Here is a 26,186-nt window from a genome sequence, read left to right as displayed (position 1 = left end):
GGAAAGGGGTGGGTCTGGGCTGTCATCGCCGCCATCATCGGTGGATGCCGCGCGGGTTTCAAGCGTCGCCGTTCACCCACACCTTCAGGATGTTGGCCACGGCCACCGGGTTGTCCTTGGCCAGCACGCGGGCTTCGTCCAGGCGCAGCTGTTCGGGCGTCTGGATGAGGTCTTCGGGCTTGGTCGGTGCGGCCAGGGCCGGGCGCTCGGGCTGGTCGGCCTCGATCGCGTCGACCTGGCGCCCGGCCACCGCCGCCGGAGCAGGCGCCTGGTTCAGGCCCTTGATCGCGGGGCGCACCAGGCCCAGCAGGATCAGCGCGGCGAAGAGCGACATGCCCACGGGCCATCCCAGGCTTCTGGCGAGCTCGATCATCTCGGGCTGCTTCCAGAGCGGCAGATCCACCGAAGGCGTGCTGTCCACCTGGAACTGGGTGTTCATGATGTTCACCGAATCGCCGCGCTCCTTGCTGTAGCCCACGGTCTCGCGCACCAGCGCGGTCATCTGCTCCAGCTGCTCGGGGGTGAGGGCCTTGGCCACAGGCGCCTTGCCGGCCCCTTCGGCCACGGCCTGGTAATTGACCACCACGGCGGCGCTCACCCGCTTGATCGCGCCGCTGCCGGCACGCGTCACGCGCACCGTCTTGTCGACTTCGTAATTGGTGATGGACTCGCGCTTCGCACCCGGGGCCTGGCCTTGCTGGCCGGTGCCGGCGGCGGGCGCGGGATTGGCGCCGTTGATCGGTGCGGTCGAAGGCTGGGGCGGCTGGTTGCTGGCTGCGCCCGGCACGCCGCTGGGCGGCTGGTTGCCCTGGGCGCCGGAGCTTTCGACCACCTGCTGACTGCGCACGGCGCTGCTGTCGGGCGTCTGGTTGGGGCGGTGCTGCTCCGAGGTCTGCTCCGACTGGCTGAAATCCACCTCGGCCGTCACCTGGGCCTTCACATTGTTCTTGCCGACCACGGGCTCCAGGATGTCCAGGATGCGGCGGGTGTATTGCTGCTCGATCTGCTGCACATACGAGAGCTGCTGCGCGTCGATGCCGCTGTTGCTGCCGGCGGCACCGTCGGGCGACTGCGACAGCAGCTTGCCCGTATCGTCGAGCACGCTCACGGCCGACGGGGTCATCTCGGGAACGCTGGAGGCCACGAGGTGCACGATGCCCGCGAGCTGGGCACGGTCCAGGAAGCGGCCCGGGTAGAGGCTCAGCAATACGGAGGCCGAGGGCTTCTGCTGCTCGCGGAAAAACCCGTTCTGATTGGGTAGCGCCAGGTGCACGCGGGCGCTCTGCACCGAGGACAGCGCCTGGATCGAGCGCGTCAGCTCGCCTTCGAGCCCGCGCTGGAAGTTCAGGCGTTCCTGGAACTGCGTCACGCCGAAGCGGTTGGTTTCCATCAGCTCGAAACCCGTCACCGAACCCTTGGGCAGCCCCTGCGTGGCCAGCCGCAGGCGCACATCGTGCACACGGTCCGCGGGCACCAGGATGGCACCGCCGCCTTCTGCGTACTTGTAGGGAACGTTCATCGTGGACAACTGCGCCACGATGGCGCCGCCGTCCTTGTCGCCCAGGTTGGAAAACAGCACCTTGTAGTCGGGCTGGCGGTTGAACACCACCGCGGCCACCACCGCAGCCACGAGCAGTGCCACGCCTGCGCCGAAACGCAGTCGCTTGGAACGGTCGAGCGCGGAAAAGCGCTGCACCAGCGAGGGCGCGTTCGGGCTTGCAGGAGGGACGACGGGGATTTCGGCGACTGCGGACATGGTGCTTTCCAAGAGGGCCGACACGGCACACGGGATCTGGCGTGCCGCGATTATTGGGCGGCCCCGCACGGCCCGGCGGGCGGATAAGGCCCCCGTTTTCCCAGCTATTCCCCAGGATACGCCGGCGCTCCGCCCCTAGGATTGCACCATCCCGCAACCCCCTCGCCCACCGCCATGGACCTCCGCATCTCCAGCTCCACCGCCCCCTTGACGGGCGCCGGCCTGGCACGCCGCGCCACGGCCGCGCCGGAGGCCGCAGGCCAGGAAGTCGGCTTCTCCAGCGCGCTCAAGGGCGCACTGCAGTCGGTCAGCTCCGCCCAGAACCGCGCCTCCAACCTCCAGCAGGAGGTGCAGATGGAAAACCCGTCCGTCAGCCTGGAAGAAACCATGATCGCCATCCAGAAGGCCCAGGTGGGCTTCCAGGCCACGCTGCACGTGCGCAACCGGATGGTGCAGGCCTACACCGACATCATGAACATGCAGGTCTGACGCCTCGCATGGCGCACCGCAGCGCAAGGCCATCGGTCAATTGCTATTATTTAAATAGCAAACTCTCCAATGAATCCGGCGGCATGAAGCCGATTTGACCCAAAACCCGGGGGCTTGCCGCTCGCATGCAAAAGGCCTCGCCATCCGGACCGGATGGCGAGGCCTTTTGCATGGTGACCACTGCCCGTGGCAGAGGTGCCGCAAGCGGCCCCCTGCAGGACGGGTCAATGCATGGTCATGGGCTGGCGCTCGAACAGGTGCTCGAACTGGGCGAGCCAGGGTTCGGCCAGGCAGCGGATCTCCGCGTCGTTGCGCAGGATGCGCTGCATGATGCGCGTCTTCTCGCGGCGGTGCTGCGGCAGCAACTCCTGGTCCTGGGACCGGAAGCGGAGCTGCTCGATCAGGACCGCGCAGGCCCCTTCGCAGCGCACGACTTCATCCCAGTCCTTGAGCTTCGCGGCTTCGAGCATCCGCGCGCTGCTGTCTTCGATGGCTTTGTAATAGTCAATGAGCATATCGGACATTTCTACGTACTCCCCTCAAACGGGCCGGCGCGTCTCCGCACCGATCTCGTTCCAGCTTTGGGCCACGGGGACAATCAAGGTAACCACTTCTTCCACCAGCGACAGGTCGTTGCGCAGGTTGGCCATGGTCAGGCGGCCGACGCAGTAGTCGTACAGCGCGCGCAGGTTCCCGGCCAATTCGCCACCCTGGACAGGATTCAGGCCACCCTTGAGGCCTTCTTCCAGGATGCGCACGGCCTTGCCGAGATGGCGGCCTTTTTCTTCCACCTCACCGCGCTGCATGGAGCCGCGGGCCGCGTTGAGCGACTGCATCAAGCCCTCGAAAAGCATCTGGATCAACTGGTGAGGCGATGCACCATCCACGCTGGATTGCACACCGACCTGGCGATAGACCGAGGCTGCGCGGGAACTGACTGGCGTATACATCGAGGACTCCTTCATGCTGCTTACCTTTCTTATCGGCAGGCGCGGGAAGAACTCAAGGCCATTTCTGCACAGGATGGAGCCGATGTTGCGGATGCCGCAACGTCAGGCATTCCACTTCGCGATCTGCTGCGTCATGTAGGTGCTCAGCGAGGACATGTTGGCCATCTGCTTGTCGAGCGCGGTGTACTGCGCCCGCATTCTTTTCTCCAGCGTGTCGGCCCGCTTGTTCACTTATTCCACTTCGCGATCTGCTGCGTCATGTAGGTGCTCAGCGAGGACATGTTGGCCATCTGCTTGTCGAGCGCGGTGTACTGCGCCCGCATTCTTTTCTCCAGCGTGTCGGCCCGCTTGTTCACTTTGTCCTGGTCATCGGTATTGCGCTTGGACTCCGCCGAGAGCGCGTCCGACTTGTTGTTCATGAGCCCGTCGAAGGACAGCATCCTGGCGGTGAGCGACTTGAGGCGCACGCCCAGGCCGGTGCTGGTCGCACCGGAGGCGGGGTCCGCAGCGAAGAAAGTCTTGAGCGTCTCGGGCGTCTTGAGTGCAGTGTCCAGCTTGGTGGCGTCCACGGTGAGCTTGCCGCCACGCTGCATCTGGATCCCGAGATCGGAAAGCGTCTGGAGCGCATCCGTGCCCCCCGTCGCAGCGGTCATCGCCGAGCGCAGAGTGCTCTGCAGGCCCACGGTCGTGCCGTCGCCCTGCAGCACACCGGCGGTTTTCGTGTCGCTGTCGTACTTGGTGACGCTGCCGAGCAGGTCGTTCACGGCGTTGTAGGCATCCACGAAATCCTGGATGTTCTTCTTCATGCTCGCCGTGTCCGACTTGGAGGTCACCTCCACGTCTTCCGTGGTGACCTTGGACGCGGTGAGCGTCAGGCCGGGAATGGTGTCCGCAAAGACGTTGGTCTTGGACGTGACGCTGATGCCATTGATCTGGGCCTGCGCGTTCTGCGCATACTGGATCGAGTTGCCGGCCATGCCCGTGCCGGGCGACGACTGCGGATCGAACGCCAGCTTGGAGAGCCCCGGGGAAGCGGAATCCTCGGTGACCTGGATGCGGAAGCCCGATTCCTCGCCCGTCGTCTTGGAGCGCAGCATCAGGCGCTCGCCGGACGCATCGCGCAGCACCGTGGCGGTGACTCCGCCATCGGCCTCGTTGATCTTCGTCGCGATGGAAGTCATCGTGTCCGTGGCGGACACGGAGATGTTGAATGCGGCCGTCGAACCCGCGGTGAACGCCGGCGGATTCGTGGTGGAGTTCCAACCACCCAACTGGATGGCCATGGTGCCGGCGCCGACGGCGGCATCCTTGTTCACGACGGCGGATGCCACGGACTGAGAACGCGCCAGCTGCTGCACGCTCATGGAGAACGACGTGGCGCTGGCGATGCCCGAAACGGACACGGCCACCGCACCGCTGTTGGAAGACGTCACCGCCATGCCGTTCCACGCACTGTCCCGCGTGAGCTTGGAGGCCGCGTCGGACAGGGTGGACACCAGCGACTTGATCTGCGAATAGGTCGAGATCTTGGTCTGGATGGAGCTGGCGGTGTTCTGCAACTGCGTGAGCGGGCGCTTTTCCAGCGCAACGGTCTTGGAAATGATGGTTTCGACATCAAGTCCGCTTCCGATCCCGATCGAGGTAATGGCCATGTCCAGCTCCCTGGGCGTGCTCGCGCCCGGTCTTCATTAATGAGATGCGATTCTGGCAAGAACCCTGCGCTTCAAAAGCAGGAAAAGCGGCCACAGGAGCCTCCCTGTCGCCGCTTAGCGAGGGGCCGGCCCCTGCCGCCACCCCTTATAAGACACCCATCAACGCAGGAGGGACAAGACCCCTTGCGGAAGCTGGTTGGCCTGCGCCACCATGGCGGTGCCGGCCTGCTGCAGGATCTGCGTGCGCGACAGGTTGGCGGTTTCCTTGGCGAAGTCGGCGTCCACGATCCGGCCGCGCGATGCGGAGAGGTTTTCTGCCTGGATGTCGATGTTGCCGACCGAGTTCTCGAAGCGGCTCTGCAGGGCGCCGAGGTCGGCACGGGCGGAGTTCACCTGGTCGATGGCGCTGTCGATCTTCTTGAGCGCAACCCACGAATCCTTCTGCGTCGCCACGGTGACCGTGTCGATGCCCTTCTTGTCGGTGCCCGTGGCGGCCGTCAGCGTCGGAGCAGCGAAGCCATTGTTGGCCACGGAGAAGCCCGTGAACGTGATGGTTTCCGGCACCGGCGGCGTGGCGCTGTTGAGCTTGGACGATGCGAACTCCAGGTCGTAGGTGCCGTCGTCCTTCTTGGTCATGAAGGCCGTGACGCCCGTGTCGGCGGACTTGTTGTTGATCGCCGAAACCACCTGGCCCAGGCGCTCCACGCCGGAGCCCGCGGCCTTGATGGCGCCCAGGTCGATCGCGGAAGCCGAGCCCACCTGGATGGTCATGCTGCCTGCGGTGACGGCGGTGCCGAAGCCGGTGATCGTGGCATCGCTGGCATTGATGGAAGTCACGCTGCCGGTGGAGTAGTCGATGTTCGACAGGCCGGACGCGGAGGAGTTCGTCAGGGCGCCCACGGTGATGTTCTCACCGGAGTTGGCACCCACCTGGAACAGCGCGCCGGCGAAGCTGCCGTCGAGGATCTTCTGGCCGTTGAAGCTGGTCTGCTTGGACACCCGGTCGATTTCGTCCGTGAGCTGCTTCACTTCGGATTGCAGGGCCTCGCGGTCCTTCTTGCTGTTGGTGGCGTTGCTGGACTGCACGGCGAGTTCCCGCATGCGCTGCAGCATGTCGCCCACCTTGCCCAGCGCGCCTTCGGCCGTCTGCGCCAGCGAGATGCCGTCGTTGGCATTCCGACCCGCAACGGCCAAGCCCTTGATCTGGCTATTCATACGCTCCTGGATAGACGACCCAGCGGCATCGTCCTTGGCGCTGGTAATGCGCAGGCCAGAAGAAAGGCGCGACATGGACGTGGTGAGCGACGACTGCGAAAGGCTCAGATTGCGCTGGGCATTGAGAGAGGCGATGTTCGTGTTGATGGTAGAGGCCATTTGAAACGCTCCTTGGTTACTTAAAGTCCGGCTAAGCCGCCGATCAAAACGTCAGCTCCATTGAACTGACAGCCAAGACCGGGGCGGCAGTCACGTGAACCCATCCATCGCTTGCCGGTCAACAAATTCGCTTGAGTGAACCTGTTGCTTGGGTTATCGGGCGGCCCGGCGGGAACTTGAGCGTCCGCGTGCAAAAATTTCTTACACAGAGCCGTGCTTCCCTCTGGATTCCGGCAAGTTGCGCAAATACAACGATCGAACTGACCGGTTTTCCTCCCTTTTTTCGCCCGTCCGGAAAAACCGGCGGCCCGCAGAATTCCTTCCAACGCTAGGGCGACCCGATGACGGTGTGTGTCCTTGGCCACGGCAGCAATGCCCATCCCTTTTGCGAAGGAGTTCCGCAATGGCCTCGACCATCAACACCAACATCGCTTCCATCAACGCGCAACGCAATCTGGGCCTGTCCGCCTCCTCGCTGAGCACTTCCATGCAGCGCCTTTCGTCGGGCCTGCGGGTGAACAGTGCCAAGGACGATGCCGCGGGCCTGGCCATCGCCGAGCGCATGAACACCCAGGTCCGCGGCCTCACCGTGGCGGGCCGCAATGCCAACGACGGCATCTCGCTGGCCCAAACGGCCGAAGGCGCGCTGGGCAAGGTGGGCGACATGCTGCAGCGCATGCGTGAACTCGCCGTGCAGGCCAGCAACGCCACCAACAGCAAGGCCGACCGCACGGCCCTGCAGGCGGAAGTCAAGCAGCTCACCGACGAAATCGACCGCGTCTCCAAGCAGACCACCTTCAACGGCCAGAAGATCCTCGACGGCAGCTTCGCCGGCGCGCTTTTCCAGGTGGGTGCCAATTCGGGCGACAACGTCACCCTCGGTTCGCTGGCCGATACCCGTGCCGCCGGCCTGGCGAACATCAGCTACTCGAGCACCGCATCCGCCATCTCCGTGGACGCCTCTGATGCGACGGTCTCGGGATTTGCCAGCGCCATCCCCGCCGGCACGCTGACCATCGCCGTGAACATGGGCAGCACGTCCACCACGATCGATCTCGGAGCCATCAAGGCTGCGGGCTCCGGGGTGGAACGCCTGGGCCAGGTGATGAGCGCGATCAACAACAAATCGGCAGACACCGGGGTGACCGCGTTCCTGACCAAGAAGGACGACGGCACCTACGACCTGGAGATCGCATCGGGCAAGCTGACCGACGCCGTCCCGCCGGTACCCGCCACCGTGACTTTCTCGGGCTTCTCGACGGCCAGCACCGGGTTCACCGCCCCCACGCTGACGGCCGCTACCGGTACGGCTCAGAAGGGCATCGACTCGGTCAACATCGACACGCAGAAAGATGCGTGGATCGCCCTCAAGAAGATCGACAGCGCCATCGACCAGGTGAACTCCGCACGCGCCGACCTCGGCGCCCTGCAGAGCCGCTTCGAGAACGCCATCGCCAACATCGACATCCAGTCGGAGAACATGTCGGCGGCGCGCGGCCGCATCGTGGACGCCGACTTCGCCAAGGAAACCGCCAACCTGTCGCGCACGCAGATCCTGCAGCAGGCCGGCACCGCCATGGTGGCGCAGGCCAACCAATTGCCTCAGCAGGTATTGAAGCTGCTCCAAGGCTGAAAAAGGTTTCCGGGGCTAATACACTGCCGTTCGGGCCTTCCATCTTGGCCCGAGCGGCTTTTTTCATTCTGGAGTACGCATGCCTTCGCCTTCCATCGAGCAGTTCATCGAGAGCTTTCTGACCGCCGTCGACTTCCAGGAGCCCGTGGAGGTGACGCCCGACACCGAATTGCGTGCCCTCCCCGAATGGGACTCCCTGGCCGCCCTGGGCGTCATCGTGATGTTCGATGTGGAATACGGAAAGACCATCGTGGGCGACGACCTGAAGAACTGCACCACGGTGACGGATCTCTACAAGCTGCTGGGGTAACGCACCATGGGCCTGTCCACCTTGCACAACGTGCGCTTTGCGGGCATGACCAGTTGCGTTCCCAAGCGCGTCATCTCCAATCTGGAGGACTGCCCGCCGAAGATCCGGTCCGAACGGGAGCGGCTGGTGCGCAACATCGGTATCCAGCAGCGCCGACTCTGCGCTTCGTGGCAGTGCTTTTCCGATCTGGCGCTGGACGCCACCGAGAAGCTGCTGGAAGAGCTGCAGTGGGCCCGCGACGAGGTGCACGCGCTCATCGTGGTCACGCAGTCCCCCGACTACCCGATCCCTTCCACTGCCATCATCCTGCAAGACCGGCTGCAGCTGGCCTCCGGCACCATCGCATTCGATGTGAATCTGGGCTGCTCGGGCTACCCGTTCGGCCTGCACCTCCTGGGCAGCATGATCGCGTCGGGCACTGTGAAAAAGGGCCTGCTGCTGGTGGGGGACCGGTCCGCGAGCGAAAAAGACCCGCTGTTCTCCGATGCCGGCACGGCCACCGCCCTGGAATTCGATCCTGCAGCGCCGCCGATGTACTTCGACCTCAACAGTGACGGCAGCGGCTACAAGGCGATCATCAAGCCGGTGGGCGGGCATCGGGAGCCCTATGCCTTCCACCACAGCATTCCGGCGCGCGACGAGAACGGAGAGCTCCAGTGGCCGGACCGGCTCATCCTCGACGGTCCTGCCGTGCTCAGTTTCTCGACGCAGAAGGTGCCGCCTTCCGTGGAACGCGCGCTTCAATATGCGGGCGTGTCCAAGGAGGATGTGGATTACTTCATCTTCCATCAGGCCAACCGGATGATCAACGAGACCATTCGCAAGAAACTGGCGCTGCCCACCGAAAAGGTTCCCTCGACGCTGGCCGATTACGGCAATACCAGCGGGGCCACGCTGCCGGTGACGATGACCGCGCGATTGAACGAAACCCTGGAGAGCGGTTCGCACAAGTTGCTGCTGAGCGGCTTCGGCATCGGGCTGTCCTGGGGCACCTGCATCCTGGACATCGCAGGCGCACGGTTCCCCGCGATGCTGGAGTCCTGACGCCATGGAAGCCGCCCTCACCCCTTTCCACCTCACGGGCCAACGCATCCTGGTGACGGGTGCCACATCGGGCCTCGGCCATTCCATCGCCCTGGCTTGTGCCCGCATGGGCGCGGACGTGGTCGGGGTAGGGCGGGACGAAGAGCGCCTGGCCCGCACGCTGGAGGCGCTGCAGGCCGCAGCGCCCGAGGGGGCGCACCAGGTACTGCGTGCAGACCTGACCCAGGCCCCGGACCGCACCGCGGTGGTCGAACAGATCGGCAAGGCCCTTTTGAACGGCGTGGTGCACAGTGCGGGCATTTCCCGCCTGGCTCCCGTGCGCATGATCACCGAGCAGCATCTGCGCGAAGTCCAGAGCATCAATGTCGACGCCCCCATGCTGCTGACGCAGGCGCTGCTCAAGCGCAGCCTGATCGCGCCGGGCGGTTCAATGGTGTTCATCGCCTCGATCGCCGCGCACATCGGCGTGCCCGGGGTGGCAGCCTACTCCGGCACCAAGGCGGCGTTGATTGCGATGGTTCGCTGCCTTGCGATGGAAGTGGTGAAACGGGGCATCCGGGCCAACTGTCTGTCGCCCGCGCTGGTCGAGACCCCCCTGCTGGACGCCACCGCCACACTGGTGGGTTCGATGGAGCAGGAACGCGGCAACTATCCGCTGGGTTTCGGCAAGCCCGACGACGTGGCGAATGCCGCCGTCTTCCTGCTGTCCCAGGCCAGCCGGTGGATCACGGGCACGACGCTGGTCATGGATGGCGGCCTCACCATCAGCTGAGCGCGACACCATGCCTTCGCCTTCCCAAGCCCCTGCGGACGCGCGCCGCAATCTGCTCATCGTCGGTGCGGGAGGTTTCGGCCGGGAGGTGTTGACCTATATCGAGGACGACAACCCACTGTTTCGGCCCAAGGGCTTTCTCGACTCCCGCACCTCCGCGCTGGACGGCATGCACCGCTCCATCGGCATCGTGGGCGACCCGCTCACGTATGTCCCGGTCAGCGGAGATGTATTCATGGCGGCACTGGGAGATCCCGCGGCCCGCCTCAAGTACACCGAAACGCTGCGCACCCTCCACGACGTGGATTTCGCCACCGTGGTCCATCCCCAGGCCAACGTGACACGGCATGCCCGGCTGGGAAGGGGCTGCATCGTCGCGCCCCGGGTCGGCATCTCGGTCGATGTACAGATCGGCGATTTCGTCTGCATCCAGGAGTACACGGTCATCGGGCACGACGTCCGGATCGGCGACTGGTGCCAGATCAACAGCCATTGTTCCATCGGGGGAGGCGCCAAGATCGGCAATTTCGTGTCGATCCACCCCAATTGCGTCATCACCAGCGGCACCGTCATCGGTGACAACGTCAAGATCGGCGCGGGCAGCGTGGTGTACGGCCGCATACCGCCGAACATCACGATCATGGGCAATCCGGCCCGGCGGTTCGCCTGGAGTTGAGCGCCTCCGGCACGCCGGCACCGCAAGCCCGCCCCCAAGCGACATACAAGGTCTCCATGCCTCCTTCCTTCGCGCCCGATGCCCTGGTCAGCCGCATCAATCTTGCCCCCTTCCAATCGGATGAAGCGCTGCTCGCCATGCTGGAGCTCTACCGACGCGATCCGCATTTCTGCATCCCCTCCCAGGCCCGCGAGATCTTCGCGCGGCGAGGAGAACGCACGCGCTTCGTCCTCCTGGGGACGAAGACCTTCGCGGAAGTCTTCATCCGCGCGACGCGCGACCAGGGCTGGGCGCTGGCCGTGGTCGACGACTTCAAATACACCAGCGGCGAGGACTACTACGGCGTGGAGATCATCTCCACCGAACGCTTTCTCGCGATGTTGCGCCAGGACCCGGACATCATTGCCATCAACTGTTGCCGGACCGACTATTCCCGGCGATTTTTCGACCGGCTCTGCACCCGCCATGGCATCGCCCACCTGAACCACGAGCAGGTCACACGGCTCTTCGGCATGAACGACCGTGTGGACTACCGCACGGCGGACTGGGCTCCTGCCATCAGCCGCAGATTCGATGAATTCCAGGCGCTTGAACGGCGGTTTGCGGATGCGCATTCGGTGAACACATTGCGCAGCGTGCTCATGTTTCACCTGAGCTGCAACCCGGAGTGGTACCTCACCGTGGCCAGACCCTACTCCACGCTGTACTTCCGTTCAGGCCTGCTGAATTTGTCCGACGACGAGAGGTTCGTCGATTGCGGAGCCTCCATCGGCGAGTCCACGACCGGGCTCCTGGGCATGACGGGCGACCGCATCGGGCACTCCTGGATGATCGAGCCCGACCGCTTGAACCTCGAGGTGCTGCGCAAGCTGCAGCAGGGCTACGCAGGCACCGCGCTCGCATCCAGGATTTCGCTGCACCCCTTCGCCGTCGGCGAGCACGACGCGCAAGCCCCCTTCCACCACCTGGGGGGACATGGCGGCAGCATCGCCGTCGATCCGGATGCACCGCTGGAGACGGTGAGCATCCGGCGCATCGACGACCTCATCGATGCGCCTCCGACTTTCATCAAGATGGACATCGAAGGCTTCGAAATACCGGCGCTGCGGGGTGCCCAGGCGGCCATCCGCGCCGGTCTGCCCAAGATGGCGATATCCGCCTATCACCGCGCGACCGATCTGGTGGACATACCGGCGTTGGTGGATACCGTGGCCCCTGGCTACTCGATCGGCCTGCAGCACCACACCGAGGACCGCTGGGACACCTGCCTGTATTTCTATCGCTGAGGCCTCTCCAGAGGCATTCCATTCCACTATCCAGAGGGCACCGCAGGATGGCCAAGACTCGGGGCGGCCTCGACCGCGTTCTTTTGAAGTATCCGGAAATCGATCCGGCCAAGGTCCGCCTGATCGGCTGGGGCGCCGGGCAGGCCTTCACGGACTACTACCCGCTGCTGGGCCTGCCGGTGGAATACACCGTGTGTCCGTTCACCGCGAACCAGGGCAAGCAGATCCACGGGGTTCCTGTGCGAAGCCCCGATGCGCTCATGCAGGAGCCGCACGACGAAGTGCTCGTGGTGATCTTCGCGGCGCACTCCGCGGAAATCATGAACCAGATCCGCAACCTGTGGGGCGATTACCGCTGCATACCGGCGCTCACGCACAGCAGCCGCCATGGAGACATCGACCAGCTCCAGGCTTTCTCGCGGGTGTTCGAAGGTCTGTCGCTGCAGCGCGTACCGCCCTCCCGCACGCCCTCGCTCGGCATCTTCGTGCAAGGTCCGGTCTTTCCCTACACGCCCATGGCGCTGGCCTGGCAACGCATGGCATGCCCCGAGGCCCATGTCTGCTTTGTCACGTGGGACCATCAGTCCGCAGCCAGCCTCGACGCCTGCCGGCCCTGGGTGGACGCCGTGGTCACGCTTCCCCAACCCCAGAACATGGTGGACAGCCGCAATGCCATCATCCGTTCCGCCAAGGCAGGCGCCCTGCACCTGGCCGAGGTCGGGGTGCCGTATTCGGTCCGCATGCGAAGCGATACGGTCGTCACCGGATCGCTCTACCGCGCCGTGGAGGAACTCTTCGACGATGGCAGCAGGAACACGGGAAAGTTCGGCTTCCTGGCACATTCATCCTGGAAGCAGATCCCCTTTCACTTCTCAGAACGCTTTCTGGTGAGCCGAACCCAGGACATGTGCGAGCTGTGGTCGCTTCCGGAAGACATGCGCGGAGCATCCGAGATCCAGCACAGGACCGAAGAGCCCTACCAGCATATACAGAAGGCCGCTGTCGAGTGCCTGCTGTGGCAAAGCCTGGCGCGCAAGTGGGGCGAGCCGGCCCAGGACCTCGCCGATGGCTACCGTTTCGCCGCAAAGCACCTGCTGCCGATGGACGAGTTCGTCGATGTCCTGTCGCTCAAGAGCATTCCTCTGTTCAATCTGACGCTCAACAAAGGGTTCGTCGGCACTCCAGCGTGGTGGCGGGAGGTCTATGCCGATCTGCCCTCGGCCATGCGGCAGGCGCACGAGGAAAGCGCCCAGGACTTCACGATCGCCGAATTCTTCAGCGGCCGCGTCGGCTGATCCCAGGTCGGATCAGTAGAGCACGGCACGCCGCTCGGGCGTCATGGGTTCGAGGGCCTGTCCACGCTCCAGCCTGCGCACGAAGTCGGGGTTGGCGAGGAGCGCGCGGCCCCACGTGACCATGTCCAGCAGTCCTTCCTGGATTTCGTGCTCGGCATCCCCAGCCGACAGCGAGGCTCCGCCGATCAGGAAATGGGGCCAGAGGGGGCGCACCTTGCGCACGATCCTGCCGGAGGTTTCGGCATAGGGTGCGTCCGCACAGCTGATGTCCAGCTGCCTCAGCCCCAGGCGGTCGAGTCTGGGAATGAGATGGCCAAGCATGTCGTCCAGGTCCGGCCACTCGTACAGCCCCCCCATCATCCGCGCGGGCGAGATGCGGACCATGAGCCTTTGCGGGCCGCAAACGGGCAGCAGACGCTCCACCAGCTCCAGCGCGATGCGGCAACGGTTCTCGACCGATCCGCCATAGGCATCGGTCCGGTCATTGATGCGCGCATCCAGGAACTGGTCGAACAGGTATCCATGCCCCATGTGGACCTGCACGCCGTCGAAGCCAGCACCCAGTGCACGCTGCGCGGCCTCCTCGAAAAGACGGTAGATGCCAGGCATCTCCGATGCATGCAGCGCCCGGGGTTGCCCGTAGGGCTGGCCGTTCTGGCGATTGATCCCGGCCGCCGGCCGGTCCGTGGAACTGACCGGCGCCAGCCCACCAGTGAAATCCGGGTGCGAGATGCGCCCGCAGTGCCACAGTTGCGCGACGATGCGCCCCCCGGCTTCCTGCACCTGCCGGATGGCCGGTATCCAGCTGTCGGCATGCTCGTCGTTCTGCAGGTGGGGCACGTTGCGGTAGCCATCCGCCGACGGATGGACCACGATGCCTTCGGTCAGGATCAGCGATACGCCGGCAGCGGCACGCCGGGCATAGTAGGCCGCGATTTCTTCCGTGCAGCGGTGCCGTTCATCGGCAAAACCACGTGTCATGGCGGCCATCGCAACGCGGTTGGGCATGGGGCCGAAGACACCTTCGGGCACGAAAGGGCTCAGCAGTTGCAGACTCATGGAGCAAACATTCCAGTGAAATAAGGGTGGTCCAGATAGGCGGCCAGGCTGTCCTGCCATGGGCGCTGGCGATCCAGACCGCGGGACTGCAACGCGGCATTGCGCATCACCACCGCATCGGGCCGCACGGCTTTCTCCTTGCGGGCCATGGTTTCTGCGGGGACGCATGCGATCTCGATGCGGCGATCCAGCCCCAATCGGAGCACGATCTCCCGCGCCAAAGCGAAGAACGAAGCCTGTCCATGCGACGCCATGCAGAAGCGGCCGGTCTCTCCGCGCGCCAGCAACAACAGGCTGTTGTAGGCCAGGTCGTCCGTGAGGGTGGGTTGCCAGATGCGATCGCCAATCTCCATGCGGTCCACGCCGGCACGCAGCAGGCCTGCAAGGTGAGGAACCAGCTTGCCGACGAAGTTCTTGTCGCGTCCATGCTCCCCGAAAAAACCGCCCATGCGCACGGAGAGTGCGCCTGGAAAAGACTCCAGCACGATGTGCTCCGCTTCCAGCTTGAGCCGCGCGTACGCGCTCAGGGGATTGGGAGGGGTGGCCTCGTCCACCGGCACGCTTCCGTCGTAGATCAGGAAAGTCTGCGGGTAGAAGAACCGGGCGCCGCAATCGCGGGCCAGCTCGACCACGTGGCGCGTGCCTTCGAGCTGCACCTGCGCCGCCTCGTCCGCATGGTCTTCGCACCAGTTGACGTCGGAACACACGGCACAGTGGATCACGATATCGGGTTGCCAGGTGCGCAGTGCCCTGGCCTGCTCGCGCTGGCGCACATCGAACGCCTGGCGGTCCAGCGCCGCAACCAGGGCAGTGGGCACATGCTCGGCCAGATGGCGCGCAAGGGCCCTGCCGAGCATTCCGCCCGCGCCCGTGATCAGGATGCGGGAGCCCCCCAGGGCCGACAGTTCGTTGGATTCACGCAAATGGTTGTCCCTCGTTCGCAGGTCAAGACAAGAACAGATCGGCCGCCATCTCGGGCACGCAGCGCATGACCTCGTTGGGCCGATAAGGCAGGGCCCCGACGAGCAGCCGGCCAGGAGCGGCCCAGAGATTCCACCAGTGCCGCGCGAAATCGTGCATCGATACCGGCCCTCCGGACCCTACATTGCGCACCCAGGGCATGCCGGCCTCGATATCACGGCGCTCGGCAGCATGCCGGAACGCGCGGGCGACCGCATCCACGGGTACGTAGTCGCGCACCTGCTCCCCGGGGGTCATCGGAAAATCTTCGCCCTGCGACGCAGCCAGGCGCAACGCCGGCCAGAAGTTTCCGGCGTACTGGCCTTCGCCGAAGACCGAGAAGATCCGCAGATAGCACAGCTCCATCGCGTATTCGATCGCGTGCGCATGCGCGGCCTGGAAACCTGCGGCCTTGGAGGCCGCGTAGCCGTAGGTGGGCTCAAGGGGTGCGCCAGCGGGAATGAAGTCGAAGCGATCGGCACTGCGCCCGTATTCTGCGAAAGTCCCGGCCAGGACGGCCCGCTGCACGCCAGCGGCGCGCGCCGCATCGAGCAGGTGCAGCAACACGGTGACATTCCAGTAGAAAAGTGTCTGCCGGTCGGCATGCTGCGGCGGCACGCCGGGCGAGGCCAGGTGCATCAGCACGTCCACGCCGGCCAGGTCAGCGGGCACCAGCTGGTCCATGGCGCGGCTCAGCCAGGCGAGGCGAGGATGCGCGGACACGGGCGCGTTGGCGGGATGCCTCAGGGCGGTCACACGGTGGCCCGCATCCAGCAAGGATGCCAACACATGCCGGCCAATGAAACCCGTGCCGCCCGTCAGGAACACGTGCCGCTCAGTGGTCATGGGGCGCGCCCTCTGGCATAGCGAAGGGACTGGCGAAATCGCTCAGTCGCGGGTGCCCGCGGTCGCGCACCGAGAGCAGGGGCTGGTCGTCGGGCCAGGGGATGCCGGCAGAGTCCCAACGGATGCCGGCGTCATGCTGCGGTGCGTGGGCCGAGGTGACGTGATAGACGATGGTCGCCCCTTCGGTCAGCGCATAGCAACCGTGGGCACACCCCGCCGGTATGTAGATCTGGTTGCCGCGCTCGGCATCGAGCTCGAAAGTGGCAAAACGGCCCTGGGTCGGCGAACCGATGCGCAGATCGACCACCACGTCGAAGAGGCGGCCATGGCTGCAGTGCACCAGCTTGGCATGGTGGTGCGGCGGCAACTGGAAATGCAGCCCGCGCAGCACCCCACGCCGCGATACGCTGTAGAAGCTCTCGGCCCAGTCGCATTCCAGCCCCCTCGCGAGGAATGCCTCCCGGCTGAAGGTCTTCACGAACCGCCCACGCTCGTCGGGCTGTGCTTGGGGCTGGATCAGGTAGCAGCCCGGCACAGGACTTTCTTCGAAGCGCATGGTCGAATGCTAGAAGTTGACGCCGAAGTAGGTTTCGATGCGGTCGGCCATGAAGTCGATCATGGCTTCACTCAACCCCGGATAGATGCCCAGCCAGAACGTGTTCTCCATTACCGTGTCCGTGTTGGCCAGACTGCTGGCCACCCGGTAAGTTTGCCCGTGCATCGAGGGTTGCCGTGCCAGGTTGCCCGCGAACAGCAGCCGCGTCCCGATGCGGCTCTGCTCCAGGTACTCCAGCAGATCCACGCGGCGGGTACCGGCGGCTTCGCGCAGCGTGAGCGGGAAGCCGAACCACGATGGCCGGGAATCTTCCGTGGCCCGGGGAAGCACCAGGAATTCCTCACAGCCTTTCAGCCGTTCGGAAAGATGATCGAAATTGCGCTGCCGCGCCGCGATGAAGCCGGGCAACCGGTCCATCTGTGCGAGGGCGCAGGCCGCCTGCATATCGGTGATCTTGAGGTTGTAGCCCACATGCGAATACGTGTACTTGTGGTCATAGCCCGGCGGCAGATCGCCGAGCTGCCACCCATACCGTTTTCCGCAGGTATTGTCCTTGCCAGGACCGCAATAGCAGTCCCGGCCCCAATCGCGGAACGAGGTGACGATGCGCGCGAGTTCATCGTCATTGGTGAAGACGGCTCCGCCCTCCCCCATCGTGATGTGATGGGCCGGGTAGAAGCTCAGGGTTCCGATGTCGCCGAACGTACCGACCAGCCGTCCGCCGTAGGTGGATCCCAGGGCGTCGCAGCAATCCTCGACCAGCCACAGCCCGTGCTTCCGGCACAGGGCCTGCACTGCCTTCAGGTTGTACGGATTGCCCAGGGTGTGGGCCAGCATGATGGCCTTGGTGCGTGGGGAGATCGCCGCTTCGATGAGATTGACGTCGATGTTGTAGGTGCCGAGTTCGACGTCCACGAACACCGGAATCGCACCGTTCTGAATGATGGGATTGACGGTGGTGGGAAACCCTGCCGCCACACCGATCACTTCGTCACCCGGCCGGATGGCACGATCGCCCAGCGCCGGCGAGGTCAGCGCCGAAAAAGCGAGCAGGTTGGCGGATGAGCCGCTGTTCGTCGTGAGCGCATGGCGGACCCCGAGAAAATCCCGCAGGCGCGCTTCGAACGCATCGTTGAACCGTCCCGTGGTCAGCCAGCCGTCGAGAGACGCGGCCACCATGTTCTGCAACTCGGCTTCTCCGATGACCTTGCCGGACGGCGGAATCGCCGTGGCGCCCGGAAGGAAGGGCTGGGGGCGATAGGCATGCGCCGCGTACTCACCGACGAGTGCGGCGATCTGCTCGCGAATGTGGTTCAACTTGTCCATAAAAGATGTGTTCAGCGCCCGCTGGCGCAATAGGACGCGATCTGGTCCTCGGTCATCGTGCGCATGTTCCCGCCCCGGTGGTGTGCTGCATGCCAGTCCACGATGCTGGACAGCGTCTGCGGCAGCGGCCAGCGCGGGCTCCACCCCAGCAGGCTTCTCGCCTTGCTGCTGTCCAGCCGGAGCATGCCAGCCTCGTGGAGGCCGCCCGCTTCGGTGGCGAAGCGGCAGTCCACCGGCTCCGGCCACGACGCGGCCAGTTGCCGGACGACATCCCCCACGCTCTGCACGTCCTGATCGGACGGGCCGAAATTCCAGGCCCCGGACAGCGCCACGCCCTGCTCCACCAGCCCCTGCGCCAACCGAAGATAGCCGGCCAGGGGCTCCAGCACATGCTGCCAAGGCCGCACGGCGCAAGGATTGCGCAGCTCCAGCGGCTGGCGGTGACGCGCGGCCCGCAGGAAATCCGGAATCAACCGGTCGCTCGACCAGTCGCCCCCGCCGATCACATTGCCCGCGCGCGCGCTCGCCACCGCCACGCCATGCTTCGCATAGCGCCCTGTCGGAAAAAAGGAATCGCGATAGCTGGCGGCCACCAGCTCGGTGCAGGCCTTGCTGTTGCTGTAGGGATCGAACCCTCCCAACGCATCGCCCTCCCGGTAGCCCCAGAGCCACTCGCGGTTCTCATAGCACTTGTCGCTGGTCACGACCACCACGGCACGCACCGATGGCGCATGCCGGACGGCCTCCAGCAGGTGCACGGTGCCCATGACGTTGGTCGAGTAGGTGCCGACCGGATCGGCATACGACTTTCGCACCAGGGGCTGGGCGGCCATGTGGATCACCACGTCCGGCGACGCTGCCGACAGCAGCGCGGCAAGGCGCGCGGCATCGCGCACGTCGCCGATGCGCGAATCCATCCCATCCCCCGCCCGTGTCAGTGCGAACATGGCGGGTGTGGAATCCGGTTCGAGCGCATAGCCGGTCACCTCTGCGCCCAGTCGCTGCAGCCAGAGCGACAACCAGCTTCCCTTGAAGCCGGTATGGCCCGTGAGGAACACCTTGCGCCCCGCCCAGAACCGGTCCGACGGCACCGCGCCGTCGGCGATCACCATGACTTCCAGGGAGCTGCGCCTCCCTGCCAGAGTTGCTCCAGATAGTTCTTGTCCCGCAGCGTATCCATCGGTTGCCAGAATCCCTCGTGCCGGAAGGCCCGCAACTCGCCCTGCCGGGCCAGCGCTTCGAGCGGCGCCGCCTCCCAGACCGTTTCATCCGATTCGATCAGATCGAACACCGCCGGAGACAGCACGAAAAAGCCACCGTTCACCATTCCACCGCCGCCATCGGGCTTCTCGCGAAACGACAGCACGCGGTCGTCTTCCATCTGCAGCGCCCCGAAACGGCCGGGCTGGCGGGTGGATGTGAGCGTGGCCTGCCGGCCGTGGCTCTTGTGGAACCGGACAAGCTCCGTGATGTCGATATCGCCCACGCCATCGCCATAGGTGAAGCAGAAGGCGTCGTCCTCGCTCACATAGCGCCGGACCCTGCGCAGGCGGCCACCGGTCTGGGTGACATCGCCGGTATCGACCAGGGTCACGCGCCACGGCTCGGCGTAGCGTTCGTGCACGTCCATGCGGTTGTTCGCCAGATCGAAGGTGACGTCCGACATGTGCAGGAAGTAATTGGCGAAGTACTCCTTGATCACGTAGCCCTTGTAGCCGCAGCACACCACGAAGTCGTTGATGCCATGGTGCGAATACATCTTCATGATGTGCCAGAGGATCGGGCGCCCCCCGATCTCCACCATGGGTTTGGGCTTTTGCTGCGTCTCCTCGCTGAGCCGCGAGCCCAGTCCTCCTGCCAGGATGATGGCCTTCATGCCCCGCACACCTTTGCGGACTCCGGCGCATGCGGCCCGCTGGCCTCCAGGGCCTGCGCATAGGCCCGCTGGAAATGCGCCACGCGGTCCTCGATCCCGGCGCCCACGATGGCCGGACGGCGCGCCTGGTCCACGCCCGCCTGGACCTTGGCGCAGATACCGCCGTCCTCCGCGAACACCTTGTGTGTGAAGGCATGTCCGTCGGCATGGATGTGCTCCATCATCTTCGCGCCGGCCGGCTTGGCGCCGATGAACTCGACCCCGACGGTCCGTGAATGCACGGTGGTTTGCCGGGCCGCGGTGGGTTCGAAGGACTGCACGTGGAAGCTGTACCCCATGAACGAGGTGACGGTCAGGTTCGGAAAGATGTGGTGGTGGGTGTAGTGCTCGAAGCGCCACGGCCATTGGCCGATCTTGCTTTCCATGCGTGCGAACCGCGCCACCCAGTCCGCATCGGCAGCGTGCTCGAGGTGGCTGTGCAGACGGTCTTCCAGAAAGAAACGCGGCGCGGCCTCCGCCCGGTCCATGCCATCGATCTGCATGAAGGTGCGCGCATGGACGGCAGGCACGTGGTAGCCCTCCAGCGCGTTCTCAATCACGATCTTCCAGTTGGCCTCGACAGGCTCCCGGAATTCATCCAGCAGACCCTGCATCCCCTGACTCGCGCGCTCCAGAAACGCATACTGCCCGCCCAGATAGTCGCGCAGCGACGGCCCGGCCTCCGACACCCGGACGAACACGAACTGCCCGACCGCCTCGCAGGCGAACTCCTGCAGCCGGAAACGGGCCGGCTCGGCCACCACCTCGGGAAAGCACTGCTTCGACGGGATACCGACGGGCACGCCTTCCCGGTCGTACACCCATCCGTGGTAGGGGCACCGCGCAGGCCCACGGTGCAGGCCCGATTCGCACAGTTGGGCATGGCGGTGCGAACAGACGTTCAGGAAGGCGCGGGGCCGGCCCTGGCTGTCGCACTGCACCAGCAGCGACACGTCGCCCACCCGCAGGCCCCGGTGCACGAGGCCTTCCAGTTCGAAGCGCATGCAGACGAAAACCCAGCAATCGCGGAACAGCCCCTGCAGTTCCTGCGCGTGGTGACCGGGGTCACGGTAGAAGAGGGGCGGAAGGACGCTCGTCGGCATAGATCAGTGTTCGGGTGGTGTGTGGCTGCCGGCGATGACGGCCGGACACGCGGGGATCGGGGCGCACCTGCGCCGCACCGTGCGGCCGCATTGCGCGCCATTGTCCCTAACGGAACCCATGAAAACCTGCGCCATCACCCGCCCATTGCCTGCGCCATCACACGGGTCAGGCGGAGCTTCTGCGCGCTGTTCATGTGCGGAAAGAACGGCAGGCCGACGAGGCTGTCGGCCAGCGCTTCTGCCCGCGGCGCCGGCAGTGCCGTGGACCGTGACATCAGCACTTCCATGCGGTGCATGAGGGGTTGGTACCAGCGCCGCGTGGCGATATGTTGGCGGGCGCAGAAGGCTTCGAGCCGTTCGCGCGAGCGGGCGTCGGGCATGCGCGCGCACAGCAGCGTCGGCGCCATGATGCCGCCGGCCGGCCCGGCCGCCTGCCATGCGATCCGCCCACCGGCGGCGTGCGCCAGCGCGCCCTGCATTTCCTGGTGCAGCGCGCGACGCTCCTGCGCCCCCTGGTCCCAGCGCTCGAGCGATGCCAGCGCCACGGCCGCATGCAGTTCGCTCATCTTGGCATTCGTGCCCACCGCAGCCAGGGCACCGATGGGCATGCGGCTGGCCGGATCCAGATTGATGCCGAAGTTGGAAAGGCGCCGAACCTGCGCAGCGAGACCCGGGCGCGTGGAGACCACGAAGCCGCCCTCGCCGGCCGGCAGGGATTTGGTGGCATGGAGGCTGAACACGAGCGTCCCTGCGGCTTCTCCGAGCCGTTGGCTGCCGAAGCCCGCCGCCGCATCGATCACGACGGGCACCCCCGTCTCTTCCTCGAACCGCTGCCACTGCCCCATGCCGTGGGGCATGCCGAGCGCGGCCACGGGCAGAACCGCATCGAGGGGCCCGGCCGCGAGCGCGGCGCGGGCGATGTCCGGGGTGAGCAGCCAACTGTCCGCGTCCACGTCGCACAGCACGGGAACGTGCCCCGCACGCAGCACGGCCGTCGCGGTGGCGGCGAATGTGAAGGTGGGCACCAGCACGCGGGCCCCTGCGCGCAGGCCCAGCGCCTGCAGCACCAGTTCCAGGCCGAGCGTGGCGCTGCCCACGGTCGCGACCTGCTCCGCCGGCACGCAGAAGTGCGCGGCGAAGCGCTCTTCCAGTTCACGTACCAGGGGGCCGCCATTGGAGTAGTAGCGCGCGGCATGCATGCGCTGCAGGTACGGCAGCAGCGCTTCGGGCGCCGGCACGTCCGGCACCAGCAAAGGAATGGGGTCAGGAGGCAGCAGGCCGGCCGTCGTCATGCGGAGGGCGCGGCGTGCGCGCGTTCCTGGCCGCCGGAGCCGGCGCCGAGGCGTTCGAACGCCGGGCCGGGGTCGGCGAACACGTCGAGGAAGCGATCATGCCCCTCCAGATGGTTCAGCCACATAAGCCGGAAGGCCTTCTCGATTTCGGCCGTGCGGCTGGCGTAGTCCATCAGCGGGCAGGCCGAAAGGCGCTGGCGCGTTTCGTGCCGCAGGCGGACCAGGGTCTCGGGGTCGTCCAGGAACGCCAGCGCCCGCGCGACGTATCCGTCCTCGTCGGTGGCCACCCATTCGGCATAGCCCACGCCCTGGAGCGTGCGCGCGGTGCTGGCGTCCACACCCCGCTCGGCGTCCATCGCGACGATCGGCAACCCCATCCACAGCGCATGCAGCGTGGTGGTTCCGCCCGAGATCGGCGAGGTGTCGAGCGCCAGATCCGCGATGTGCCCCAGCTCCATGAACTGGTTGAGCGGCTGCTGGTGGAGCACGAACACGCGGTCCAGCGGCATGCCGGCCGCCTCGACCCGGGACTGCATCGCCGCCTGGGCGGCATCCGCCGTGCGCTCCTTGACCATGATGATGAGCCGCGCATCGGCCCGTGCCTGCAGGATGCGCGCCCAGACGCCCAGCATCGCATCCGTGACTTTGGCCGAGTTGTTCAGCGAAATCAGCGTGGGGTGGCCGTTGCGCAGCATCGGCGGCTCTTCGCACAGGGGGGCGTAGGTCGGCGGCGCGTAGCTCGCCATGCAGGCCAGGCGGAACAGGCGTTCGCTGTAGTGGGGCTCCTGCCCTGGCGGGGTCATGCCGATATCGGTGAGCCGGTAGTCCATGGCCTTCATCCCCAGCGGCAGCATGAACCCGAGCCAGGTGACCTGCACGGGCGCCGCCCGGCGGGCGAACACCAGCAGCCGGTTGCCGGCCGTGTGGCCTGCCAGGTCCACCAGCACGTCGATGCCGTGGGACCGGATGAGCTGGTGGAGCGCGTCGTCGCTCAGCGAATGGGTGTCGTGCCAGTGGGGCACGCAGGCCTGCAGGGCGTCGGTGATGGCGTCGCGGTGGCCGCCCGAGTACACGTGCACCTCGACCGCCTCGTGATCGTGGTGGCGCAGCACGGGCAGCATGAAGAACGCGATCGAATGCTCCCGGAAATCGGCAGTCACGTAGCCGATGCGCAGCTTGCGGCGCGGGTCGCGGTCCAGTCTCGGGAACGGCGCGGCCTTGCGCGTGAGCGGATCGGCGAAGCGGCGCCCCCAATCCTGGTAGGCCTGCAGCGTGCGCACCGGATCGCGGTCGGCCTGGCTGTGCAGGAAGGCCCGCATCACCCACATGGCGGAATTACCGCCGCGCTGGCACACCGCGTCGATCAGGGCCAGCGCCTCCTCGCGCCGCCCCACGTTGAAGAGCGCGAGCGAGAGCCCGTGCTGGGCGTCGGCCATCTGGGGCTGCAGGGCCAGGGCCGTCTCCAGCGCCGGGATGGCGTTGGCCCAGTTCTCCATCTTGAGGAAGGTGCGCCCCGTGAGGAGCCAGGCATCCGCCCGGCGCGGGTCCAGCGCCAGCGCGGTCGTGAAATGCTTGAGCGCGCCGGGCAGGTTGTTGGCGGCCAGGCACTGCTCGCCGTTCACCAGCTCCAGCAGCAGTTGCGTTCCGCTGCCGAGTGCGACGTCCTGGTTGTCAGTTTCTGCCATGGATTGCTGCCGACATGTGCCACTTTCGTGCCGGCGCATGGCGCGGCGGTGCATGCTGAGAAGGCGGCGGGCACGAGCAGCCTCACCGTTTGTTTCATTCTAGAGACATGGCGCCACCGGAAAAGGGATGAAAGCGCAGCTTTTGGGTGCTTTCTTGCCGGCCTCCCGCGGCGGGTGTTGCATTAAGGTCCGGATGTCGCATCGCCTGCAACCCGGGCGCGGCGCCCGCGCTACAGAACGGGGTTTTCCGGCCGATAAATACCTCGATACATTTACATTAGGTTCGTTTCTCCCCGCTCCCGCCAGCAGGGCACGCACACGCCGCACTCACTCAAGCATGTTCGTCATCATTGGTTATATCGTCTGCCTGGGATGCATCTTCGGGGTGTTCATCGTGCACGGCGGGAACATCGGCGTGGTGCTGAGCGCCCTGCCCTTCGAACTCATCACCATCCTGGGGGGGGCCCTGGGCGCCTTCGTGGTGAACAACCAGCCCAAGGTGCTCAAGGCCACCATCGCGGCGCTGCCGATGGCGCTCAAGGGTTCCAAGTACACCAAGGCGCGCTACATGGAGCTGATGGCCATGCTCTACGAGATCCTGCAGAAGGCGCGCAAGGAAGGCCTCATGGCCATCGAAAAGGACGTGGAAGCGCCCCACGAGTCGGAAATCTTCAAAAAATACCCCACGGTGGGCAGCGACCACCACGTGATCGAGTTCACCACCGATTACCTGCGCATGATGGTCTCGGGCAACCTGAACGCCCACGAGATCGAGGCGCTGATGGACAGCGAGATCGAAACGCACCACCAGGAGGCGCACGCCCCCGTGGCGGCGCTGGCGCGGCTGGCGGGCGCCCTGCCCGCCTTCGGCATTGTGGCGGCCGTGCTCGGGGTGGTGAACACCATGGGCTCCGTGGGCCAGCCGCCCTCGGTGCTGGGCGGCATGATCGGCTCCGCACTGGTGGGGACCTTCCTCGGGATTCTCCTGGCCTATGGCGTGGTGGAGCCGCTGGGCGGCCTGGTCGAGCAGAAGCTCGAGGACGCCGCCAAGGAACTGCAGTGCATCAAGACCACCCTGCTGGCCAGCATGCAGGGCTACAACCCCGCCACGGCCATCGAGTTCGGCCGCAAGGTGCTGTTCTCGACCGACCGGCCCAGCTTCTCCGAGCTGGAAGGGCACGTGAAGGGCAAGAAGTAACCCCCAGGAAAGACGCCGGAGGCACACGCCATGGCAGACAAGAAACTCCAGCCGATCATCATCAAGCGCGTCAAGAAGGGCGGCCATGCCGTGCACGGGGGCGCCTGGAAGATCGCGTATGCCGACTTCGTGACGGCCATGATGGCGTTCTTCCTGCTCATGTGGCTGCTCGGCTCGACGGCCAAGGGGGAACTGCAGGGCATCGCCGCGTATTTCGCCTCGCCACTGAAGGTGGCGATGCAGGGCGGCGACGGGGCCGGCAACAGCTCCAGCATCATTCCCGGCGGCGGCAACGACCTCTCCAAGGTGCACGGGCAGGTGCGCCGCTCCGAATCCGACACGGCCACCAGCCGCCGCGCCAACATCGAGGCCGCGCGCGCCGAGCAGGCCCGCGTCGACCAGATGCGCATCAAGTCGCTGCAGGCCAAGATCGACGCGCTGATCTCCGAAAACCCGCGCCTGAAGGAGTTCCGCTCCCAGATCCGGATCGACGTGACCACCGACGGGCTGCAGATCCAGATCGTGGACGACCAGAACCGCCCCATGTTCGACAGCGGCAGTGCGTTGGTAAAACCCTACATGCGCGACATCCTGCGTGAAATCGGCGCCGCCCTCGGCGGGGTGGAAAACCGCATCAGCCTGGCCGGCCATACCGACGCCGCCCCCTACGGCAACGGCGATCGCGGCTACAGCAACTGGGAGCTTTCGGCCGACCGGGCCAACGCCTCCCGGCGCGAACTCGTGGCGGCGGGCATGCCCGACGCCAAGCTGGGCCGCGTCGTCGGCCTGGCGGCCAGCGATCTGCTGGAACCCGCCACCCCCCGTGCGCCCGTGAACCGGCGCATCAGCATCACGGTCCTGACCAAGGAAGCCGAGGAACGGCTTCTCGGAAAACAGACGCCTTCCATCCCGGTAGCGGACCTGGCCGCGGAAAAGCGGGAAAATCCCGCATCCACCCAGCAGCCGTAACGTCTTGTCACCAAACCGGCTGCCCCTGACAATATCTCCT

The 26,186-nt window shown here is 65.7% G+C and carries 26 protein-coding genes; 10 read left to right on the top strand and 16 right to left on the bottom strand.

What is annotated here, in order from left to right:
- Positions 1–58 precede the first annotated feature (58 nt).
- On the bottom strand, positions 59–1,756 hold the full coding sequence (fliF, locus tag BM144_RS20520) for a flagellar basal-body MS-ring/collar protein FliF (RefSeq protein WP_092957001.1): 1,698 nt from the start codon (positions 1,754–1,756) through the stop codon (positions 59–61).
- A gap of 174 nt (positions 1,757–1,930) precedes the next feature.
- On the opposite strand from fliF, the gene fliE reads away from it, so the two are divergent.
- Positions 1,931–2,245 carry a flagellar hook-basal body complex protein FliE gene (gene fliE, locus BM144_RS20515; RefSeq protein ID WP_092956930.1) on the top strand — a complete coding sequence of 105 codons (315 nt, stop codon included), beginning with the start codon at positions 1,931–1,933 and terminating at the stop codon, positions 2,243–2,245.
- 224 nt (positions 2,246–2,469) lie between these two features.
- On the opposite strand, the gene BM144_RS20510 is transcribed toward fliE, so the two are convergent.
- From BM144_RS20510 to BM144_RS20495, 5 genes are all read right to left on the bottom strand, one after another.
- A complete protein-coding gene (locus BM144_RS20510) occupies positions 2,470–2,769 on the bottom strand; it encodes a flagellar protein FliT (protein ID WP_092956927.1) in 300 nt (99 codons plus the stop codon).
- Between the two features lie 15 nt (positions 2,770–2,784).
- Positions 2,785–3,195, bottom strand: coding sequence for a flagellar export chaperone FliS (gene fliS / locus BM144_RS20505; RefSeq protein WP_092956998.1), 411 nt, complete (start codon positions 3,193–3,195; stop codon positions 2,785–2,787).
- 102 nt (positions 3,196–3,297) lie between these two features.
- The gene (locus BM144_RS23665; RefSeq protein ID WP_281246103.1) at positions 3,298–3,426 is read right to left on the bottom strand and encodes a hypothetical protein; all 129 of its coding nucleotides are present in this window, start codon (positions 3,424–3,426) and stop codon (positions 3,298–3,300) included.
- Positions 3,423–4,847: a flagellar filament capping protein FliD gene (fliD, locus tag BM144_RS20500; protein WP_092956924.1), complete on the bottom strand. Its 1,425-nt coding sequence runs from the start codon at positions 4,845–4,847 to the stop codon at positions 3,423–3,425. The genes BM144_RS23665 and fliD overlap by 4 nt, the downstream gene beginning before the upstream one ends.
- 159 nt (positions 4,848–5,006) lie before the next feature.
- Positions 5,007–6,221, bottom strand: a complete 1,215-nt coding sequence (locus tag BM144_RS20495) for a flagellin N-terminal helical domain-containing protein (RefSeq protein ID WP_092956921.1) — start codon at positions 6,219–6,221, stop codon at positions 5,007–5,009.
- Between the two features lie 403 nt (positions 6,222–6,624).
- Here BM144_RS20495 and BM144_RS20490 point away from each other — a divergent pair, with 403 nt between their 5' ends.
- The 7 genes from BM144_RS20490 (at position 6,625) to BM144_RS20460 (ending at position 13,237) form a co-directional block, all read left to right on the top strand.
- Positions 6,625–7,854: a flagellin gene (locus BM144_RS20490; RefSeq protein WP_092956918.1), complete on the top strand. Its 1,230-nt coding sequence runs from the start codon at positions 6,625–6,627 to the stop codon at positions 7,852–7,854.
- A 79-nt stretch (positions 7,855–7,933) separates the two neighbouring features.
- The gene (locus BM144_RS20485; RefSeq protein ID WP_092956915.1) at positions 7,934–8,164 is read left to right on the top strand and encodes an acyl carrier protein; all 231 of its coding nucleotides are present in this window, start codon (positions 7,934–7,936) and stop codon (positions 8,162–8,164) included.
- A 6-nt stretch (positions 8,165–8,170) separates the two neighbouring features.
- A complete protein-coding gene (locus BM144_RS20480; protein WP_092956912.1) occupies positions 8,171–9,208 on the top strand; it encodes a ketoacyl-ACP synthase III in 1,038 nt (345 codons plus the stop codon).
- Between the two features lie 4 nt (positions 9,209–9,212).
- Positions 9,213–9,980: an SDR family NAD(P)-dependent oxidoreductase gene (locus BM144_RS20475; protein WP_092956909.1), complete on the top strand. Its 768-nt coding sequence runs from the start codon at positions 9,213–9,215 to the stop codon at positions 9,978–9,980.
- A 10-nt stretch (positions 9,981–9,990) separates the two neighbouring features.
- The gene (locus BM144_RS20470) at positions 9,991–10,656 is read left to right on the top strand and encodes a NeuD/PglB/VioB family sugar acetyltransferase (RefSeq protein WP_092956906.1); all 666 of its coding nucleotides are present in this window, start codon (positions 9,991–9,993) and stop codon (positions 10,654–10,656) included.
- 56 nt (positions 10,657–10,712) lie between these two features.
- A complete protein-coding gene (locus tag BM144_RS20465; protein ID WP_092956903.1) occupies positions 10,713–11,942 on the top strand; it encodes an FkbM family methyltransferase in 1,230 nt (409 codons plus the stop codon).
- Between the two features lie 47 nt (positions 11,943–11,989).
- Positions 11,990–13,237 carry a WavE lipopolysaccharide synthesis family protein gene (locus tag BM144_RS20460; protein ID WP_092956900.1) on the top strand — a complete coding sequence of 416 codons (1,248 nt, stop codon included), beginning with the start codon at positions 11,990–11,992 and terminating at the stop codon, positions 13,235–13,237.
- Between the two features lie 12 nt (positions 13,238–13,249).
- Here BM144_RS20460 and BM144_RS20455 read toward each other — a convergent pair whose 3' ends face one another.
- From BM144_RS20455 to BM144_RS20410, 10 genes are all read right to left on the bottom strand, one after another.
- Entirely contained in the window at positions 13,250–14,296 is a 1,047-nt protein-coding gene (locus tag BM144_RS20455; protein ID WP_175526094.1) for an oxidoreductase, read from the bottom strand.
- Positions 14,293–15,219, bottom strand: coding sequence for an SDR family oxidoreductase (locus BM144_RS20450; RefSeq protein ID WP_092956894.1), 927 nt, complete (start codon positions 15,217–15,219; stop codon positions 14,293–14,295). The genes BM144_RS20455 and BM144_RS20450 overlap by 4 nt, the downstream gene beginning before the upstream one ends.
- Positions 15,220–15,241: 22 nt before the next feature.
- The gene (locus BM144_RS20445; protein ID WP_092956891.1) at positions 15,242–16,102 is read right to left on the bottom strand and encodes an NAD-dependent epimerase/dehydratase family protein; all 861 of its coding nucleotides are present in this window, start codon (positions 16,100–16,102) and stop codon (positions 15,242–15,244) included.
- Positions 16,092–16,658, bottom strand: a complete 567-nt coding sequence (locus BM144_RS20440; RefSeq protein ID WP_092956889.1) for a dTDP-4-dehydrorhamnose 3,5-epimerase family protein — start codon at positions 16,656–16,658, stop codon at positions 16,092–16,094. Before BM144_RS20440 ends, BM144_RS20445 begins: the two co-directional genes overlap by 11 nt.
- Before the next feature lie 9 nt (positions 16,659–16,667).
- Positions 16,668–17,984 carry a lipopolysaccharide biosynthesis protein RfbH gene (rfbH, locus tag BM144_RS20435; protein WP_092956886.1) on the bottom strand — a complete coding sequence of 439 codons (1,317 nt, stop codon included), beginning with the start codon at positions 17,982–17,984 and terminating at the stop codon, positions 16,668–16,670.
- Between the two features lie 11 nt (positions 17,985–17,995).
- Positions 17,996–19,096, bottom strand: coding sequence for a CDP-glucose 4,6-dehydratase (gene rfbG / locus BM144_RS20430; RefSeq protein WP_092956883.1), 1,101 nt, complete (start codon positions 19,094–19,096; stop codon positions 17,996–17,998).
- Positions 19,090–19,860 (bottom strand): glucose-1-phosphate cytidylyltransferase, encoded by a 771-nt coding sequence (gene rfbF / locus BM144_RS20425; protein WP_092956880.1) that lies wholly within the window; start codon positions 19,858–19,860, stop codon positions 19,090–19,092. The genes rfbG and rfbF overlap by 7 nt, the downstream gene beginning before the upstream one ends.
- Positions 19,857–21,002, bottom strand: coding sequence for an aromatic ring-hydroxylating oxygenase subunit alpha (locus BM144_RS20420; protein ID WP_092956877.1), 1,146 nt, complete (start codon positions 21,000–21,002; stop codon positions 19,857–19,859). Before BM144_RS20420 ends, rfbF begins: the two co-directional genes overlap by 4 nt.
- A 134-nt stretch (positions 21,003–21,136) precedes the next feature.
- A complete protein-coding gene (locus BM144_RS20415; RefSeq protein WP_217644363.1) occupies positions 21,137–22,294 on the bottom strand; it encodes a DegT/DnrJ/EryC1/StrS family aminotransferase in 1,158 nt (385 codons plus the stop codon).
- Positions 22,291–23,979, bottom strand: coding sequence for an O-linked N-acetylglucosamine transferase, SPINDLY family protein (locus tag BM144_RS20410; protein WP_092956874.1), 1,689 nt, complete (start codon positions 23,977–23,979; stop codon positions 22,291–22,293). Before BM144_RS20410 ends, BM144_RS20415 begins: the two co-directional genes overlap by 4 nt.
- Before the next feature lie 337 nt (positions 23,980–24,316).
- Here BM144_RS20410 and motA point away from each other — a divergent pair, with 337 nt between their 5' ends.
- Together motA and motB are read left to right on the top strand one after the other, a co-directional pair.
- Positions 24,317–25,177, top strand: coding sequence for a flagellar motor stator protein MotA (gene motA / locus BM144_RS20405; RefSeq protein ID WP_092956871.1), 861 nt, complete (start codon positions 24,317–24,319; stop codon positions 25,175–25,177).
- Positions 25,178–25,207: 30 nt separating this feature from the next.
- Positions 25,208–26,146 (top strand): flagellar motor protein MotB, encoded by a 939-nt coding sequence (gene motB, locus BM144_RS20400; protein WP_092956868.1) that lies wholly within the window; start codon positions 25,208–25,210, stop codon positions 26,144–26,146.
- The last annotated feature ends 40 nt before the right edge of the window (positions 26,147–26,186 follow it).

Source organism: Paracidovorax konjaci (genome assembly GCF_900112675.1).
Taxonomy (GTDB): domain Bacteria; phylum Pseudomonadota; class Gammaproteobacteria; order Burkholderiales; family Burkholderiaceae_C; genus Paracidovorax; species Paracidovorax konjaci.
This window is presented reverse-complemented; position numbering and strand designations above follow the sequence as displayed.

What these genes read in the sequence shown, in the direction of transcription:
- fliF (WP_092957001.1), bottom strand. Translation starts at nt 1,756, where the DNA reads ATGTCCGCAGTCGCCGAAATCCCCGTCGTCCCTCCTGCAAGCCCGAAC.
- fliE (WP_092956930.1), top strand. Translation starts at nt 1,931, where the DNA reads ATGGACCTCCGCATCTCCAGCTCCACCGCCCCCTTGACGGGCGCCGGC.
- BM144_RS20510 (WP_092956927.1), bottom strand. Translation starts at nt 2,769, where the DNA reads ATGTCCGATATGCTCATTGACTATTACAAAGCCATCGAAGACAGCAGC.
- fliS (WP_092956998.1), bottom strand. Translation starts at nt 3,195, where the DNA reads ATGTATACGCCAGTCAGTTCCCGCGCAGCCTCGGTCTATCGCCAGGTC.
- fliD (WP_092956924.1), bottom strand. Translation starts at nt 4,847, where the DNA reads ATGGCCATTACCTCGATCGGGATCGGAAGCGGACTTGATGTCGAAACC.
- BM144_RS20495 (WP_092956921.1), bottom strand. Translation starts at nt 6,221, where the DNA reads ATGGCCTCTACCATCAACACGAACATCGCCTCTCTCAATGCCCAGCGC.
- BM144_RS20490 (WP_092956918.1), top strand. Translation starts at nt 6,625, where the DNA reads ATGGCCTCGACCATCAACACCAACATCGCTTCCATCAACGCGCAACGC.
- BM144_RS20485 (WP_092956915.1), top strand. Translation starts at nt 7,934, where the DNA reads ATGCCTTCGCCTTCCATCGAGCAGTTCATCGAGAGCTTTCTGACCGCC.
- BM144_RS20480 (WP_092956912.1), top strand. Translation starts at nt 8,171, where the DNA reads ATGGGCCTGTCCACCTTGCACAACGTGCGCTTTGCGGGCATGACCAGT.
- BM144_RS20475 (WP_092956909.1), top strand. Translation starts at nt 9,213, where the DNA reads ATGGAAGCCGCCCTCACCCCTTTCCACCTCACGGGCCAACGCATCCTG.
- BM144_RS20470 (WP_092956906.1), top strand. Translation starts at nt 9,991, where the DNA reads ATGCCTTCGCCTTCCCAAGCCCCTGCGGACGCGCGCCGCAATCTGCTC.
- BM144_RS20465 (WP_092956903.1), top strand. Translation starts at nt 10,713, where the DNA reads ATGCCTCCTTCCTTCGCGCCCGATGCCCTGGTCAGCCGCATCAATCTT.
- BM144_RS20460 (WP_092956900.1), top strand. Translation starts at nt 11,990, where the DNA reads ATGGCCAAGACTCGGGGCGGCCTCGACCGCGTTCTTTTGAAGTATCCG.
- BM144_RS20455 (WP_175526094.1), bottom strand. Translation starts at nt 14,296, where the DNA reads ATGAGTCTGCAACTGCTGAGCCCTTTCGTGCCCGAAGGTGTCTTCGGC.
- BM144_RS20445 (WP_092956891.1), bottom strand. Translation starts at nt 16,102, where the DNA reads ATGACCACTGAGCGGCACGTGTTCCTGACGGGCGGCACGGGTTTCATT.
- BM144_RS20440 (WP_092956889.1), bottom strand. Translation starts at nt 16,658, where the DNA reads ATGCGCTTCGAAGAAAGTCCTGTGCCGGGCTGCTACCTGATCCAGCCC.
- rfbH (WP_092956886.1), bottom strand. Translation starts at nt 17,984, where the DNA reads ATGGACAAGTTGAACCACATTCGCGAGCAGATCGCCGCACTCGTCGGT.
- rfbG (WP_092956883.1), bottom strand. Translation starts at nt 19,096, where the DNA reads ATGGTGATCGCCGACGGCGCGGTGCCGTCGGACCGGTTCTGGGCGGGG.
- rfbF (WP_092956880.1), bottom strand. Translation starts at nt 19,860, where the DNA reads ATGAAGGCCATCATCCTGGCAGGAGGACTGGGCTCGCGGCTCAGCGAG.
- BM144_RS20420 (WP_092956877.1), bottom strand. Translation starts at nt 21,002, where the DNA reads ATGCCGACGAGCGTCCTTCCGCCCCTCTTCTACCGTGACCCCGGTCAC.
- BM144_RS20415 (WP_217644363.1), bottom strand. Translation starts at nt 22,294, where the DNA reads ATGACGACGGCCGGCCTGCTGCCTCCTGACCCCATTCCTTTGCTGGTG.
- BM144_RS20410 (WP_092956874.1), bottom strand. Translation starts at nt 23,979, where the DNA reads ATGGCAGAAACTGACAACCAGGACGTCGCACTCGGCAGCGGAACGCAA.
- motA (WP_092956871.1), top strand. Translation starts at nt 24,317, where the DNA reads ATGTTCGTCATCATTGGTTATATCGTCTGCCTGGGATGCATCTTCGGG.
- motB (WP_092956868.1), top strand. Translation starts at nt 25,208, where the DNA reads ATGGCAGACAAGAAACTCCAGCCGATCATCATCAAGCGCGTCAAGAAG.